A 16,798-nucleotide genomic window follows, 5' to 3' on the forward strand; every position below is an offset into this window, starting at 1 on the left:
CTCCGTCATCCCGCTTACGGAACAAGGGAGTATCCGTGCAGAACTCAGGACACCTGTCGCGGCGGCAGATCCTCTCCGCCGCCGGTTTCATCGGCCTGGCAACCCTCACCGGCTGCGGCAGCGGCGACGACGGAGGCGACTCCAAGGACCTGTCGAAGAAACAGAACGGTGCGATGAAGGAGTACCGCGCCGGGCAGCAGTTCAAGGCGGCGGCGCCGCTCTCCTTCTCGCTGCTGCACAACAACAACCCGGTCTACCCGATGAAGGGCGACTGGCTCTTCTGGAAGGAGGTCACCAAGCGCACCGGGATCACCCTGAAGCCTATCGACGTCCCCCTCGCCGACTACGAGAAGAAGCGCAGCGTCCTGATCGGCGCGGGTGACGCCCCTTTCCTGATCCCCAAGACGTACCACCCCTCCGAGGTCGCGTTCGTGTCGTCCGGCGCGATCCTCCCGGTCAGCGACTACGTGCACCTCATGCCCAACTTCCGGGACAAGGTGAGGAGATGGAAGCTGGAGCCCGAGCTCGACTCCATATGCCAGTCCGACGGCAAGTACTACCTGCTGCCCGGCCTGCACGAGAAGGTCAAGTCCGGCTACTCGCTGTCCTTCCGCACGGATGTCCTCGACAAGCTCGGTCTGACCCTGCCCACCAGCTGGGACGAGGTGTACGACGTCCTCAAGGCCCTCAAGGCCGAGTACCCCGGCAAATACCCCTGGACCGACCGCTGGAGCACCAACACCCCCTTCCCGTGCGGGGCGTTGTTCAGCTATCTCGGTCAGGCGTACGGGGTGAAGTCGGGCTGGACGTACGACAACATCAGCTTCGACACCAAGGCGGAGAAGTTCGTCTTCACCGCCACTGCCGACGGCTACCGCCAGATGGTCGAGTACCTGCGGAAGATCGTCGCCGAGAAGCTGCTCGACCCGGAGAGCTTCACCCAGCAGGACGACCAGGCGCTGCAGAAGCTGCTCGCCGAGAAGTCCTACGTCATCAGCGCCAACCCGCAGGTACTGGTGCAGGACTACCGCTACAACCTGGAGAAGCAGGTCAAGGGCTCCAAGATCGAGATGGTGCCGGTACCGCTCGGCCCGGCGGGACCGGTCGTCATCGGCGGGGCCCGGCTGGAGAACGGCATGATGATCTCCAGCAAGGCCCTCAAGAGCGACTCCTTCGTCGCGATGATGCAGTTCGTGGACTGGCTCTGGTACTCCGACGAGGGCCAGAAGTTCTGCAAGTGGGGCGTCCCCGGCGTCACCTACACCGAGTCCGGCGGCACCTACGAGCTCAAGCCCGGCATCTCCCTCATGGGCTCCGACCCGGACGCGCCGAAGGACCTCCAGAAGGACTACGGCTTCTTCAACGGCGTCTTCACCTACGGCGGCAACTGGGCCCTGGTCTCCTCCAACTTCAGCCCGGACGAGAAGAAGTTCCAGGACGCCATGGCCCAGCGCCAGGAACTCCCCATCGACCCCGCCCACCCGCTGCAGTCCATGGAGCAGGAGCAGGCGACCCTCTGGGACACCCCGCTCAAGGATCACACCATCCAGAACACGCTCAAGTTCGTCCTCGGCAAGCGCCCGATGTCCGAGTGGGACGCCTTCCTCGCCGAGCTGAAGGCCAAGAACCTGGACCAGCTCGTCGACCTGCACAACAAGGCCTACGAACGCTTCAAGAAGGAGAACGGGTGAGCGGCGGTGCCCCGAGCCGGCACAAGGGGGCCTCATGAGCGGGGTCCGCACGGCCGACTTCGGCGCCGGAGTCCTCTCCCGCGCCGCCGGCCTCGTCCACACCCTCGTCACGGTCGAGGCCCTGCTGCTCCTCGCCGCCGCACCCGGACTCGCCGGCCTGTCGCTGATCGGTCCCGACCAGGCCAACCTGCCCCTCGCGGCCGTATGCCTGCTGCCGCTGGGTCCGGCGCTGTCCGCTGCCCTGTACGCGCTCCACCACCGCAGCCACGACCTCACGGACCTGCACCCGGCCCGCACCTACGTACGAGGCTGGCGGCTCAACGCCCTGCCGGCCCTGAAGCTCTGGGCGCCCCTGCTCGCCTGGCTGACCGTCATCGCCTTCACCGTCACCCACTTCCCGGCCACCGGCCTGCCCGGCTGGTGGGCGGTACTGCTCACGGTCATCGGCGCCGGCTCCCTGCTCTGGGGCGCGCACGCACTGCTCCTGACCTCGCTGTTCACGTTCCGTACCCGGGACACAGCCCGACTGGCCGGGTACTTCCTCTTCCGGCACGCCCGCGCCACCCTCGGCGCCGCCTCTCTGCTCGTGCTGGTGGCCGCGTCGACCGCCCTGCTGACCGAGGCCCTGCCCGCCCTGCTGGCCGCCCCGCTGCTGCTCTCCCTGCTGCACAGCGGCCGCCCGGTGATCGCCGAGACCCAGGAGGACTTCACCGCATGACCGCGCCGCGCACCCCGAGGATCCCGTACGGCGGCGACTACAACCCCGAGCAATGGCCGGAGTCGGTCTGGGACGAGGACCACCGCGTGTTCACCCGGGCCCGCATCGACACCCTCACCGTCGGCGTCTTCTCCTGGTCCCTCACCCAACCCGCCCCCGACACCTACGACTTCACGGTCCTCGACCGCATCCTCGACCGCGCCGCCACCGAGAACCGCCAGGTCTGCCTGGCCACCGGCACCGCGGCCCTCCCGCCCTGGCTGGCGAAGCGGCACCCCGAGGTCAACCGCACCGACTTCGAGGGCCGCCGCCACCGCTACGGTCAGCGCTACAACTTCTGCCCCAGCTCACCGGCGTACCGCGACCACGCCACGGCGATGGCGGCCCGCCTGGCCGAGCGTTACGCGGACCATCCGGCGCTGCTCGCCTGGCACATCAACAACGAGTACGGCGGCGCCTGCTACTGCGACCTGTGCGCCGAGGCGTTCCGGGCATGGCTCCAGGACCGGTACGGCACCCTCGACGCCCTCAACGACGCCTGGTGGACCACCTTCTGGTCCCACCGCTACACCGACTGGGCCGAGATCGAGCCCCCGAGCGCCCTCACCGAGCACTGGCGGGGCCCCGACCACACCGCCTTCCAGGGCATCACCCTCGACTACTCCCGCTTCACCACCGACGCCCTCCTCGGCTGCTTCCTCGCCGAGAAGGAGGTGATCCGCGCCCACGACCAGGACACGCCCGTCACCACCAACTTCATGGGCATGTTTCGCCCCCTCGACTACCACCGCTGGGCACCCCACCTCGACTTCGCCTCCTGGGACAGCTACCCGCCCCTCGACGCCCCGCCCACCTGGCCCGCCCTCGCCCACGACCTGATGCGCGGCCTCAAGGACGGCGCGCCGTTCTGGCTGATGGAGCAGACGCCGTCCACGACGGCCTGCCGCGACGTCAACCCGCTGCGCAGACCGGGGGAATTGAGGCTCGCCACCTTCCAGGCCGTCGCCCACGGCGCCGACGCGGCCCTCTACTTCCAGATGCGTGCCTCACGCGGCGCCTGCGAGAAGTACCACGGCGCAGTCATCGGCCACGCCGCCCGGGACGACACCCGTGTGTTCCGCGAAGTGGCCGACCTGGGACGAGAGCTGGCGACCCTGGGCGACGCGACGCTCGGTGCCCGCACTCCCGCCCGCACCGCCCTCCTCTTCGACTGGGACAGCTGGTGGACCCTGGAGATCTCCGACGGCCCGTCCCGGCTGGTCAGGTACCAGGAGGTGGTCCACGCCCACTACCGGGCCGCGCGTGGGGCCGGCGCGGATGTCGACGTCGTCGCGGTCACGGCCGACCTCACGGCGTACGACGTGGTCCTCGCGCCGGTCCTGCACATGGTCAAGGGCGACCTGACGCAGCGCCTGGAAGCCGTGGCCGCACGCGGCGGCACGGTCCTGACGACGTTCCTCTCGGGCCGCGTCGACGAACACGACCGCGCCTTCCTCGCCGACGTGCCCGGCCCGCTCGCGCCCCTCATGGGCGTCCGCGTCGACGAATGGGACTCCCGGCCGCGTGACTTCGTCCAGCCCGTGCGGATGGGGGAGTACGAGGCGGAGGCCCGGCTCGTCTTCGAGCTGGTGCAACTGCGCGGCGCCGAGCCGGTCGGCACATACGGCGCCGACTTCTACGCGGGCACCCCGGCCGTCACCCGGCACGGTTTCGGGGACCGCGGGGGAGAGGGCTGGTACGTCGCCACCGCTCTCGACCAGCCGGGGGTCGACCGGGTCGTCCGTCGCGTCCTTGCCCGCCACGACCTCATCGGCCCCTACGCCGACCACCCGACCGTCGAGACCGCGACCCGCCTCTCCCCCGACGGCACCCGCCTCCTCTTCCTCCTCAACCACGCCCCCGAACCGGCCCGCCTGACCGCCCGCACCACCGCCACCGACCTGCTCACCGGCAAACGGGTCGACGAGGGCGAACCGCTCACCCTGGACCCGCTCGGCACGGCGGTCCTGCGCGTTCAGTAGATGCGCCGCCCATGTGCGTCGGGCACACCCGACTTGCGCAAGAAGTAGCTGTTGATCTGATCGCGCCACTCGCGGGCACTGCGGAGCTGCTCCTCGTAGCGCTCGGCGACCCGCGCGTGGCGCGCCGGGTCCACGAGGCCCGCCAGCCCCTGCCACTCCCGCTGGGCCGCCTCCACCTCTTCCACGCCTTCGAAGTGCGTGTCGTATATGTGCTGGATCACCGTCTTCCCGCTGCGAAGTACATGGTCGTACGACACGTGGTGGAAGAACAGCAAAAGCTCGTCGGGGCAGGAGGTAGGTGATTCGTACACCTCGGCCCACGGCTTGGCGTACTGCCCCGCGTACCCGGTGCCGGTCGCCGCGCTGCGGTCGACGCCGATGCCGTCGCGGTCGGCGAAATGGTAGGTGCCCCAGGGGCTGTACTCGTAGCCGTCCACGCTCGGCCCGTAGTGATGGCCGGGCTGCACCATCCAGCCGACCCCGAGCGGCGCGGTGTACTTCTCGTACGTCCGCCATGAGCCGTCGAGCACCGCGCGCACCCCGGCCACCGCGGCGGCCTCGAAGGTGAGCCCGATCCATTCGTCGAGGATCCGGCCCGGGTCCGCGTCCGGCTGCCAGGCCAGCCGCCCGAAGGTGTACAGGTTCGCCTGGGCCAGCGGATGCCCGGTCCAGAACGGATCGTCACCGACGTTCGACACGGCGACGAGACCGCCACGCGCCAACTCACTCACGAACCCGCCCTCTTCGGGCCCACCCGGCCGGAACCGCAGCACCTCGCTCCACATCGGCCCGAGCCAGCACACATGCCGTTGCTGCCCGGTGTACTCCTGGGTGGCCTGCATCTCCACCGCGAGCCGGGTGCGCGGCATGGCACCGATCAGCGGCGAGACCGGCTCTCGTACCTGGAAGTCCATGGGACCGTGCTTCACCTGGAGCACGACGTTGGCGGCGAACTCCCCGTCCAGCGGCACGAAATGGTCGTACGCCGCCCGCGCCCGGTCCGTCGTGCGGTCCCGCCAGTCCTGGCGGTGGTCGTAGACGAACGCCCGCCAGTGCACCGTGCCGCCGGACCTCGTGGCGGAGCCGCTGTCAGCCGCAGTCAGCGCGGCGGCCAGCATGTTCGCACCGTCCGCGTGACTGCGGCCGTACGCGAAGGGCCCCGGCTGTCCCTCGGAGTCGGCCTTCACCACGTACCCGCCGAAGTCGGGGATCGCCCCGTACACCCGCGCGGTCGCCTCGGCCCACCACGCGCGTACCGCCTCGTCCAGCGGATCGGCGGTCGCCAGGCCCCCGAGCACCATCGGCGCGGCGAAGGTCACCGACAGATGGGTCCGGATGCCGTAGGGCCGCAGCGCGCCCGCGATGTCGGCCACTTCGCCGATCCGGTCGGTCAGCAGATGCGCCTCGGCCGCGTGCACGTTGACGTTGTTCACGGCCACGGCGTTGATCCCGCACGCCGCCAGCAGCCTGCCGTACGCCCGCACCCGCCCCAGCAGTTCCCCACGAGCCCGGCCGTCCGCCCAGAACAGCGACCCGCCGGCGTATCCGCGCTCCACCTGGCCCATCACCGGATGCACCGCCACGTTGTCCCAGTGGTCGAGCATCCGCAGCGCCACCTCGGGCCGGTGCGTCGAGCGTTCGTGCGAGCCCTGGAACGCCGCCTCCCCGAGCCGTACGACGTGGAAGAGGCCGTACAGCAGGCCGGGGCCGCCGGAGGCGGTCACCGTCGTACGGCCGCCCCCGCGCTCGAAGGTGAACGCCTCGCCGCCGTCGCCTCCGTCCGTGCCGGTCAGCTCCAGCAGCAGGTCGCACGGTCCGGGGGACGCCTCGCGCGAGACGCTTCCCGCGAACCGTGCGCAGGCCTGCGCCACCTCCCCGTGCACGGTGTCCACCAGTGGACCCGAGCCGCGGATCAGTGTCCGCCGGGTGCCGATCGGCCGGAACGCCCCGTCCGGCAGCCAGGCCGGATCGACACCCTGCATGAGACCCCCAACGTCGTTGCTCAGGCGAGCAGTTCGACTTCCGACACCACCGCCTCACCGTCGATCACCAGGCGGTACTTCCCGTACGTACCCGGAGACCCCACGGTGAACGCCCGTGACTGGCGGTCCCATGTGAAGGACTGCCCGGAGCGCTCGTCGAGGGTCCGCCATGTGGTGCCGTCCTCGGACCCCTGGAGCTTCCAGCCGGTCGGCGCCTTCGCCCGGTCCGCCGGCGAGGTGAGGGTGTACTGCACGGCCTTGGCACCCTCGGACACCGGCAGGTCCACCGCGGTGACGCTCGCCTCGGTCCCCGACGTGTTGTCGAACAGGGCCCCGTCACCCTTCAGTACGTCCGCCCGTGGCGTCGGCACCTCGTCGTCCTCGGTGATCGACACGGGCGCCGCGTTCTTGCCGGTGCCCCAGGACGAGGGCTTCGGCCCCATGTCGAACTCCAGGACCCCGCCCCTCGCGATCAGCGAGTGCGGCAGCGAAGTCGACCTCCACGGAACGCCGTTGACCTTCAGGCCCTGGACGTACACATTGCGGGCGCTGTTCCTCGGCGCCTTCACCACCAGCTCGCGGCCGTTCTCCAGATGGACGGTCGCCCTGGTGAACAGGGGCGAGCCGATGGCGTACTCGCCGCTGCCCATGACCAGCGGATAGAAGCCCAGCGCGGAGAACAGGAACCAGGCCGACTGCTCGCCGTTGTCCTCGTCGCCGTGGTAGCCCTGCCCGATCTCGCTGCCGACGTACAGCCGCGACAGCACCTCACGGACGTTCTTCTGCGTCTTCCAGGGCTGCCCGGCCGCGTCGTACATGTAGGTGGCGTGGTGGGCGACCTGGTTGGAGTGGCCGTACATGCCCATGCGGACGTCCCGCGCCTCGGTCATCTCGTGGATGACGCCGCCGTAGGAGCCGACGAAGTCGGGGGAGGCCGTCTCCGGGGTGGCGAAGTACTCGTCGAGCTTGTCGGCGAGGCCGCTGCGGCCGCCGTAGAGGTTGGCGAGGCCCCGGCTGTCCTGGGGGGCCGTGAAGGCGTATCCCCAGCCGTTCGTCTCGGTGTAGTCGTAGCCCCACACGCGCGGGTCGTACTTCGAGGACTCGACGCGCCAGTCGCCCTTGGCGTCCCGGCCCTGGAAGAAGCCGGCCTTCGAGTCGAAGAGGTTCACATAGTCCTGGGCGCGGTTGAGGAAGTACTCGGACTCCTCCTTGTAGCGCTTGTCACCGGTCTTCTTGTACAGCGCCAGGCCCATCCGCGCGATGCCGTAGTCGTTGAGGTAGCCCTCCAGCGCCCACGACAGGCCCTCGTGCGTCTCGGCGCTGGTGTAGCCGAGGAAGGGCGAGGTCTCCATGCCCTTGCGGCCCACGCCCGAGGACGGCGGCACGACCGTGGCGTTCTTCACGGCCGCGTCGTACGCCGACTTCGCGTCGAAGTCGACGCCCTTGACATAGGCGTCGGCGAAGGCGACGTCCGAGGAGGTGCCGGTCATCAGGTCGGCGTAGCCGGGGGAGGACCAGCGGGAGGTCCAGCCGCCGTCCTTGTACTGCTGCACGAAGCCGTCGACCATCTCACCCGCCTGGCTCGGCGTCAGCAGTGAGTACGCCGGCCAGGTGGTCCGGTAGGTGTCCCAGAAGCCGTTGTTCACGTACACCTTGCCGTCCACGATCTTCGCGCCGGTGTGCGTCGGCGTGTCGGGATTCGGCATCGGCGAGAACGGAGACGCGTAACGGAACTTCGAACCGACCTTCTCGAAACCGGAGTTGGGGTACAGGTACAGCCGGTACAGGCTGGAGTACAGCGTGGTCAGCTGGTCCGGCGTGGCGCCCTCCACCTCGACCTTGCCGAGCAGCCGGTCCCACTGGCGCTGGGCGCGTGACTTCACGGAGTCGAAGGAGGTGCCGTCGGGGATCTCCTGGCGCAGGTTGTCCCTCGCCTGGTCGATGCTGATCAGCGAGGTGGCGAGGCGGAGCGTGACGGTCCGGTCGGCGCCGGCGTCGAAGCGGAGGTGTCCCTTCACTCCACTGGAGGAACCCTCGGTCACCGGCTTGTCGAACGTGCCGTACACGAAGAGCCGGGTCGCGCCCGTCGACAGTCCGGACTTCACGTCCGAGTAGCCGGTGACGATGCCGTTCTCCTTGTCGAGGGTGAGCCCGGCCTGGTCCGTCACGTTGTCGAAGAGGACGCTCGCGTCGGCGCCCGGGTAGGTGAAGCGCAGCGCCGCCGCATGGTCGGTCGGTGCCATCTCCGCCTTGAGCCCGTTCTCGAACCGCACCCCGTAGTAGTACGGCCGGGCGGTCTCGTTCTCGTGCCGGAAGGCCAGCTCGCGCGCCTCACGCCCGCTGTCCGGGGTGCCGGCGGCGGCCGACGGCATCACCTGGAAGGTCTGCCGGTCACCCATCCAGGGGCTGGGCTCATGGCTGGCGCTGAACGCCTGGATCGTCGGCAGGTTGTCGTCGTTGTTCGCACGTGCGTAGTCGTACAGCCAGCTCAGCGAGCCGGCGTTCGTCACCGGCGTCCAGAAGTTGAAGCCGTGCGGCACGGCGGTCGCCGGGAAGTTGTTGCCGCGCGAGAAGCCGCCGCTGGAGAGGGTGCCGCGCGTGGTGAGCGCGTAGTCCGAGAGGTGGGCCTTCGGCTTCTCGGGGGCCGCGGACTTCAGCGTGAGGTCGTCCAGCCAGCCCCGGAACTTCGCCGGGCCCTTGGGGGAGTCGTACGCCACGAGTATCCGGTCGACCGTCCTGCCCGCGGCGACCGACCCGATCCGCGAGGCGACGTGGTTCCACTGGTTGACGTAGAGCACCTTGGCCGCGCCCTGCCCGCGCGGGGAGAGCGGGAAGCCGTGCTGGTCGGTGGCGCCGAGGTCGCTGAGGTGGGTGCCGTCGGTGAAGGCGAGGTCGACGGAGACGTTCGTGGCGTCGTAGTCGCGGTCGCCGTCCGCCATCGACGGGAAGATCCGGTAGGAGAGGCGGGTGTCGCGGCCGACGGCCACGTTCACGTCGTAGACCTTGTTGTACGAGTACGCCCGCCCGTCCGCCGTGTGCCGGCCGGCGTATCTGAGCGCCCGCTTGCCGGTGAAGCCGGCGCCCGCCTTCGCGGTCGGCGAGCCGCTCGGGCCGCGGTCGACCAGGGAGAGCATGTCCTGCGGGACCGGGCCGTCGCCGCCGCCCGTGGAGAACTGGACGTCGGCGAGCTGGAGGATGTCGGAGGCGCCGTTGTTCTTGGTGACCTCCAGCCGGAAGTGCTGGTACTCGGCCGGTTCCGCGATGTCGTACGTCTTTGTCTGGAACCTTTCGGTGAACGTCTCACCGGCGCGGCTGTCGAGGGTCTTCCAGTCCTTGCCGTCCGTGGAGCCCTTCAGGGTCCAGTCGCGGGGGTCACGCTCGGCGTAGTCATTGGCCGAAGTGAGTGCGTATTTCGCGACTTTCACCGATTTGTCAAGGTCGAACTCCACCCACCCGGCGGATTCGAAGACCAGCCATTTGCTGCTCGACTCCCCGTCGACGAGGTTCTCCTTCACCTCCCCGCCGCCGGCGTTCTCGCCGCTCGCGCGTACGTCCGTGACATGGTCGGTCACATTGCCCGGAATGCCGCTGCTGTAGCCGCCGTCGACGCCCGAGGCCCGCTTGGTGCCGTCCGGTTCCGTGTCGACGGTATTGAGCCAGTCGGGTGCCGGGTCACCCGCCTCGAACGAGGAGGCGAACTCCCGGTCGGCCGCCGCGGGCGCCTCGGGCAGGGCGACCGCCGCGCCCTGCGAGCCCACGGCCAAACAAAAGGCGGTCGCCGACACGACCGCCGTACCCCATCTGTGCCGAGCTCTCTGCTGCTTCAACGGGTACCCTCCCTGCGCACGGGACAACGTTGTCAACTTCGCTGCGCAAGGATCAGTTGTGGCTCAAGTGCCAAGTATTGTCAAGGGCGTTGGCTGTGGCGTTCGGGGCTTATGTCGCGGATTTTTCGGGCAAGCGACGCACAGGCCACTCATATTTCCGTGAGGTCTCAACTCGGAAAAGACCATCGGCCAACCTTGCATTCGATCTTGCTCCGCTGGCGGGAAGTGGACTATACCTGTCGGCACTTCACATGATTCCGCACTTCCTGCACGACCCCAGCTTGACCCGATCGCGGTGCCGGGAGGATCCGGTTCACCGCCTGAGTCCTGGAGAAGGCGAGGACTTGAGCATGGGATCCACTTCCGCACAGAACCCTGGGAAAAACGGCTCCGCAGGCGTGGGGCGCCGCGATCTGATCAAGCGGTCCGCCGCGCTCGGCCTGATCTCCGTCCCCACGATGAGCTTCCTTTCCGCGTGTGCCAGCAGCGGGGGCGGCGGCAACGGTGACAAGGCCAAGGAAGGCAAGAAGACCGAGAAGAACCCGCTCGGCGTCAATGACACCGCGCAGATGGAGTTCGTCCTGTTCGACGGCGGCTTCGGCAAGGAGTACGCCGAGGACTCCGTGAAGATCTACGAAACGAACTTCCCCAAGGTGCAGGTGAAGTTCTCCGCCACCCAGAAGATCCAGTCCACCCTCCAGCCCCGCTTCAACCAGGGCACCCCGCCGGACCTCATCGACAATTCCGGCGCCGAGCAGATGGATATGGGCGTCCTGGTCGGCAAGGATCAGCTCGCCGACCTCACGCCCCTGCTCGACTCCCCGTCGTACGACGACCCGAACAAGAAGGTCCGCGACACGCTGCGCCCCGGCATCGTCGAGATGGGCCAGTTCGACGGCGACCCGGTCTGGATCATGTACTACGCCTACACGGTGTACGGCGTCTGGTACTCGCAGAAGGCCCTGGACTCGCTCGACGAGCAGTACCCCGAGACCTGGGACCAGATGCTCGCGGTCTGCGAGAAGGCCAAGAAGAAGGGCATGGCGGGCTGGACGTACGCGGGCAAGTACCCGTACTACCTGCCCTTCTCGCTCTACCCGATGATCGGCAAGGTCGGCGGCGTCGAGGTCCTCGACGCCATCGACAACCTGGAGCCGAACGCCTGGAAGCACCCGGCGGTCAAGGCCTGCTTCGAGGCCTACTACGAGCTCTACAAGAAGGGCTACGTCCTCAAGGGCACCCCGGGCCTGGACCACATCCAGTCGCAGACCGCGTGGGCCCAGGGCAAGGCGCTGTTCATCCCGAACGGCTCCTGGGTGGAGAACGAGTCGGCGAAGGTCATCCCGAAGGACTTCGCCCTCGCCGTCTCCGCGCCGACCGGCATCGACAGCTCCGACAAGCTGCCCTTCGGCACGATCTGGGCCTCCGGCGGTGAGCCCTTCATCGTCCCTGCCAAGGCGAAGAACACGGCCGGCGGTATGGAGCAGCTGCGGATCATGCTGAGCGAGGCGAGCTCCAAGAACTTCACCAGCAAGGTCAAGTCGCTCACCGCGTACAACGGCGGCACCGACGGCATCACCCTCACCCCGGGCCTCAAGTCCGGCGTCGCGGCGCTGGAAAAGGCCGGCCAGAACGTGGTGAACCCGCGGTTGCAGGACTGGTACGTGCAGCTGCAGAAGGAGAAGATCGGTGTGTCCGGTCTCGGCGAGATGATGGCCGGCCGTCTCACCCCGGCCGAGGCCATCAAGAAGATCCAGGGCTTCGCCGACGAGGCGGCGAAGGACACGTCGATCAAGCACTACAAGCACCAGTAGGTCCGTTGAGGACCCGTCACCAGCGGCTGCACCCGCGCGCAGATCGGGGTCGATAGCAATGCAGCACGGCAAGTACCGGTTCATCGTGGGGTTCCTCGCGGTGCCCCTGGGGCTGTACGCGCTCTTCGTCGTCTGGCCGTTCATCCAGTCCATCTACTACTCGTTCACGGACTGGACGGGGCTGAGCCCCGAATTCAAGATGGTCGGCTTCGACAACTACGAGAGAATGCTCGACGACGACATCTTCTGGAAGTCGTTGCAGCACAGCCTGTTGTTCGCGTTGTTGCTGCCGCTGGTGACACTCAGTTTCGCGCTGTTCCTCGCCTTCATGATCAATGTGGGCGGACGGCGGAGAAAGGGCGGCCCGGCCATCACCGGAGTCCGCGGCTCCTCCTTCTACAAGATCGTCTATTTCTTCCCGCAGGTGCTGTCGATCGCCATCGTCGCCCTGCTGTTCGCCTTCGCGTACAACCCGGACAGCGGCGCGATCAACTCGATCCTGCGCGGCATCGGACTCGACAGCGTCCAGCCGCTCTGGCTGGGTGACCCGAACCTCGCCCTGTGGGCGGTGATGGGGGTGATCGTCTGGTCGACGGTCGGCTTCTTCGTGGTCCTGTTCTCCGCCGGTATGGCCTCCATTCCGGCGGATCTGTACGAGGCCGCGCTGCTCGACGGCGCCGGCCGCGCCAGTACGTTCTTCCGGATCACCCTGCCGCTGCTGTGGGACACCGTGCAGTCCGGCTGGGTCTACATGGGCATCCTCGCCCTCGGCGCCGAGTCGTTCGCGGTCGTACACATCATGACGACCGGGCCCGGCGGTCCCGACTACTCGACCACGGTCATGGTCCTGTACGTGTACCAGAAAGCGTTCCGTGACGGGCAGGCCGCCTACGCCACCACGATCGGTGTGGCCCTGCTCGTCGTCACGCTGGCCTTCGCCGCGGTCGTGATGCGGCTGGGGCGGCGCGAGCGGCTGGAGTTCTGAGAGAGATGAAGACGACCGAGACCACCGCTCCCGTACCGGCCGAGTCCGGTATGCCCGTCACCAAGATCGACGTACCGACGAAATCGCCGGGGAGGGAGAAGAAGGAGGGCGGCGTCCTCAACGTCTTCTCCCACGGCGTTCTCGTCATCTGGGCGTTCATGGTCGCCATGCCGCTGCTCTGGGCGGTGATGACGTCCTTCAAGGACGACGCCTCCATCTTCGGCTCGCCCTGGGCACTGCCGGACACGCTGCACTTCTCGAACTGGTCGCGGGCGTGGACCGAGGCCAACATGAGCGACTACTTCCTCAACACCATCCTGGTGGTGGGGGGTTCGCTCATCGGCACCCTGGTTCTCGGCTCGATGGCGGCCTATGTACTCGCCCGCTTCGACTTCCCGGGCAACCGCTTCATCTACTTCCTCTTCATCGGCGGCATGAGCTTCCCGATCATGCTCGCGCTGGTCCCGCTGTTCTACGTCGTGAACAACATGGGGCTGCTCAACACGATCCACGGCCTGATCCTGGTCTACATCGCGTATTCGCTGCCGTTCACGGTGTTCTTCCTCACGGCGTTCTTCCGCACGCTGCCCACGTCGGTGGCCGAGGCGGCCTTCGTCGACGGCGCCTCGCACACCCGTACGTTCTTCCAGATCATGCTCCCGATGGCCAAGCCGGGCCTGATCAGCGTCGGCATCTTCAACTTCCTGGGCCAGTGGAACCAGTACATGCTGCCCACGGTCCTCAACACCGACCCCGACAAGCGGGTCCTCACCCAGGGCCTGGTGCAGCTGGCCGTCAGCCAGGGCTACAAGGGCGACTGGTCGGGCCTCTTCGCCGGTCTGGTGATGGCGATGCTGCCGGTGCTCGCCGCGTACATCGTGTTCCAGCGGCAGGTGGTCGCGGGGCTGACGGCGGGGGCGCTGAAGTAGCCGCCGGGCGTTGAAGCCGTGAAGTAAACGCTGTCTGTTGGTCCCAACGTGAGGAGCGTGTCACTCCGCGTCGACAGTGAGCCACCCCACACAGGGGTGGCTCACGTGTGCGTGTACACAATCCCGGATCCGGTTCAACCTCTTGACGGGAGGCAACCCGAACGGCTCAGCTTAGAGTTCACTAGTTGGACACGAACGGGGCCTCATCGAAGCGGTCCCGCGCGCAGGAGGTCGTCGTGGAGACTCCGGGGTCGCAGTCGTCGCTGCACCGAGCCAATCTGGAGCGGGTCGTGCGGGCCGTACGGCTGGCCGGATCTCTCACCCAGGCGGAGATCGCGCGGACGACGGGTCTGTCCGCTGCCACGGTCTCCAATATCGTCCGTGAGCTCAAGGACGGCGGAACGGTCGAGGTCACGCCCACCTCGGCGGGCGGCCGCCGGGCCCGCAGCGTCTCGCTGAGCGGAGACGCCGGGATCGTCATAGGGGTCGACTTCGGCCATACGCATCTGCGGGTGGCGGTCGGGAACCTCGCCCACCAGGTGCTGGCCGAGGAGTCCGAGCCGCTCGACGTCGACGCGTCCTCGTCGCAGGGCTTCGACCGGGCCGAGGAGCTGGTCAACCGGCTGATCGCGGCGACCGGCGTCGACCGCTCCAAGATCGCCGGGGTGGGCCTCGGCGTGCCCGGCCCGATCGACGTCGAGTCCGGCACCCTCGGCTCCACCGCCATCCTGCCGGGCTGGACCGGCACCAAGCCCGCCGAGGAGATGCGCGGCCGGCTCGGCGTGCCCGTGCACGTGGACAACGACGCCAACCTGGGCGCGCTGGGCGAGCTGGTCTGGGGCAGCGGGCGGGGCGTGCGGGACCTGGCGTACATCAAGGTCGCCAGCGGTGTCGGTGCCGGCCTCGTCATCAGCGGCAAGATCTATCGCGGCCCGGGTGGCACAGCGGGAGAAATCGGGCATATTACTCTGGATGAATCCGGCCCGGTCTGCCGCTGCGGAAACCGGGGCTGCCTGGAGACCTTCGCGGCCGCCCGCTATGTGCTCCCGCTCCTCCAGTCCAGTCACGGCACCGACCTCACCATGGAGGGCGTCGTGCGGCTGGCCAGGGAGGGAGACCCGGGTTGCCGTCGGGTGATCGCCGACGTCGGCCGCCATATCGGCAGTGGAGTCGCCAACCTCTGCAACCTTCTGAACCCGAGCCGAGTGGTCCTGGGCGGTGATCTCGCCGAGGCCGGCGAGCTGGTCCTCGGGCCCATCAGGGAGTCCGTCGGGCGCTACGCCATCCCCAGTGCGGCGCGCCAACTGTCCGTTCTTCCTGGGGCACTTGGCGGTCGCGCAGAGGTGCTCGGAGCCCTCGCGCTCGCGCTGAGCGAGATGGGTGATTCGGCGCTTTTGGACGGGAGTGCGGCCGGCGCGCTGCATGCGGCTGCGCCTGCCTTCACTTAGAGAACGGATGGCACCGTTGCCAACCCGTTAAGGATTTACTTCTTGACGTCGCACGTGTGGCCGAGTTGACTTCCAGCCACCTCGGCCGCAACGTCGCGGCCTCGTCAGGGAGGTTTCTGAAGTGAACACGCGTATGCGTCGTGCCGCCGTTGCCGTTGCCGCAGGTGCGATGGCCATCTCGCTGGCTGCCTGTGGCAGCGCCGAGGAAGCGGGCGGCGACAACGACTCCACCGCCAGCGCCGCCAAGGGCGACAACATCAAGGTCGGTCTCCTGCTCCCGGAGAACCAGACCGCTCGCTACGAGAAGTTCGACCGCCCGCTGATCGAGCAGAAGATCAAGGAGCTGACGAACGGCAAGGCGAAGATCGACTACAACAACGCCAAGCAGGACGCCAACCTGCAGGCGCAGCAGGTCGACACCATGATCACCAACAAGGTGGACGTCCTCATCCTGGACGCGGTCGACGCCAAGGCGATCAAGAACTCTGTGCAGAAGGCCGTGGACCAGGGCATCAAGGTCGTCGCCTACGACCGTCTGGCCGAGGGCCCGATCAGCGGTTACACCTCGTTCGACAACGAGGAGGTCGGCAGGACCCAGGGCGAGGCCCTGCTGAAGGCCCTGGGTGACAAGGCCACCAAGGACTCCAAGATCGTCATGATCAACGGCTCGGTCACCGACCCGAACGCCGCCCAGTTCAAGAAGGGCGCCCACTCCGCCCTCGACGGCAAGGTCACCATCGCCAAGGAGTACGACACCAAGGAGTGGAAGCCGGAGAACGCCAACTCCGAGATGGAGGCGGCGATCTCGGCGGTCGGCAAGAACAACATCGCCGGCGTCTACTCCGCCAACGACGGCATGGCCGGCGGTGCCATCACCGCCCTCCAGGCCGCCGGCCTCAAGGTCCCGGTCACCGGCCAGGACGCCGAGCTCGCCGCCGTGCAGCGCATCGTCGCCGGCGACCAGTACATGAGCGTGTTCAAGTCCTACCCGCAGGAAGCCAACGTCGTCGCCGAGATGGCCGTCGCGCTGGCCAAGGGCGAGAAGCTGGACTCCATCGCCAAGGACAAGGTCTCCAGCGGCAGCGCGCAGGACATCCCGGCCGCCCTGATCCCGGTCGTGTCGCTGACCACGGAGAACATCAACGACACGGTCATCAAGGAAGGCTTCTACACGATCGACGAGATCTGCACCGGCAAGTACAAGGACGCCTGCGCCAAGGCCGGCCTCAAGTAGACCGGCACCGGCCGAGCAGTACCGGTCCCTTTCCAGGTGCGGGAATTCGTCCTTGAATTCCCGCACGGGACATGACTGCTCGCTCCAGACTCCTCCGGCGCCCCGCGCATACGACAGCCCCGCAAGCTCGGTGCGGGGCGCCGGACGGA

At 68.0% G+C, this 16,798-nt stretch carries 10 protein-coding genes; 8 read left to right on the forward strand and 2 right to left on the reverse strand.

Annotated features, from left to right (window positions below; all coding sequences use genetic code 11):
• Window positions 1–35: 35 nt before the first annotated feature.
• From POF73_RS17005 to POF73_RS17015, 3 genes are read left to right on the forward strand one after another with little or no spacing between them, the layout of a single operon-like run.
• Complete coding sequence (locus POF73_RS17005; protein WP_272116010.1) at window positions 36–1,691, forward strand: ABC transporter substrate-binding protein; 1,656 nt, start codon at window positions 36–38, stop codon at window positions 1,689–1,691.
• Window positions 1,692–1,725: 34 nt separating this feature from the next.
• On the forward strand, window positions 1,726–2,409 hold the full coding sequence (locus tag POF73_RS17010) for a hypothetical protein (protein ID WP_272116011.1): 684 nt from the start codon (window positions 1,726–1,728) through the stop codon (window positions 2,407–2,409).
• Window positions 2,406–4,430: a beta-galactosidase gene (locus POF73_RS17015; RefSeq protein WP_272116014.1), complete on the forward strand. Its 2,025-nt coding sequence runs from the start codon at window positions 2,406–2,408 to the stop codon at window positions 4,428–4,430. Before POF73_RS17010 ends, POF73_RS17015 begins: the two co-directional genes overlap by 4 nt.
• On the opposite strand, the gene POF73_RS17020 is transcribed toward POF73_RS17015, so the two are convergent.
• Entirely contained in the window at window positions 4,424–6,412 is a 1,989-nt protein-coding gene (locus POF73_RS17020; protein ID WP_272116016.1) for an alpha-glucuronidase, read from the reverse strand. The two genes, POF73_RS17015 and POF73_RS17020, sit on opposite strands and share 7 nt — an antisense overlap.
• 20 nt (window positions 6,413–6,432) lie before the next feature.
• Window positions 6,433–10,176: a GH92 family glycosyl hydrolase gene (locus POF73_RS17025; protein ID WP_272116120.1), complete on the reverse strand. Its 3,744-nt coding sequence runs from the start codon at window positions 10,174–10,176 to the stop codon at window positions 6,433–6,435.
• A 413-nt stretch (window positions 10,177–10,589) separates the two neighbouring features.
• Between POF73_RS17025 and ngcE the strand changes: the two genes are divergently transcribed.
• The 5 genes from ngcE to POF73_RS17050 all read left to right on the forward strand — a co-directional run bounded on the left by ngcE (window position 10,590) and on the right by POF73_RS17050 (window position 16,649).
• Complete coding sequence (ngcE, locus tag POF73_RS17030; RefSeq protein ID WP_272116017.1) at window positions 10,590–12,053, forward strand: N-acetylglucosamine/diacetylchitobiose ABC transporter substrate-binding protein; 1,464 nt, start codon at window positions 10,590–10,592, stop codon at window positions 12,051–12,053.
• A 58-nt stretch (window positions 12,054–12,111) separates the two neighbouring features.
• On the forward strand, window positions 12,112–13,038 hold the full coding sequence (locus POF73_RS17035) for a carbohydrate ABC transporter permease (protein ID WP_272116019.1): 927 nt from the start codon (window positions 12,112–12,114) through the stop codon (window positions 13,036–13,038).
• 5 nt (window positions 13,039–13,043) lie between these two features.
• Window positions 13,044–13,967, forward strand: a complete 924-nt coding sequence (locus POF73_RS17040; protein WP_272116021.1) for a carbohydrate ABC transporter permease — start codon at window positions 13,044–13,046, stop codon at window positions 13,965–13,967.
• Window positions 13,968–14,203: 236 nt separating this feature from the next.
• Window positions 14,204–15,415: an ROK family transcriptional regulator gene (locus tag POF73_RS17045; protein ID WP_272116023.1), complete on the forward strand. Its 1,212-nt coding sequence runs from the start codon at window positions 14,204–14,206 to the stop codon at window positions 15,413–15,415.
• 133 nt (window positions 15,416–15,548) lie between these two features.
• Entirely contained in the window at window positions 15,549–16,649 is a 1,101-nt protein-coding gene (locus tag POF73_RS17050) for a sugar ABC transporter substrate-binding protein (protein ID WP_272116123.1), read from the forward strand.
• Window positions 16,650–16,798: the final 149 nt, after the last annotated feature.

Origin of the sequence: Streptomyces sp. HD (assembly GCF_028369295.1) — a bacterium.
Taxonomy (GTDB): domain Bacteria; phylum Actinomycetota; class Actinomycetes; order Streptomycetales; family Streptomycetaceae; genus Streptomyces.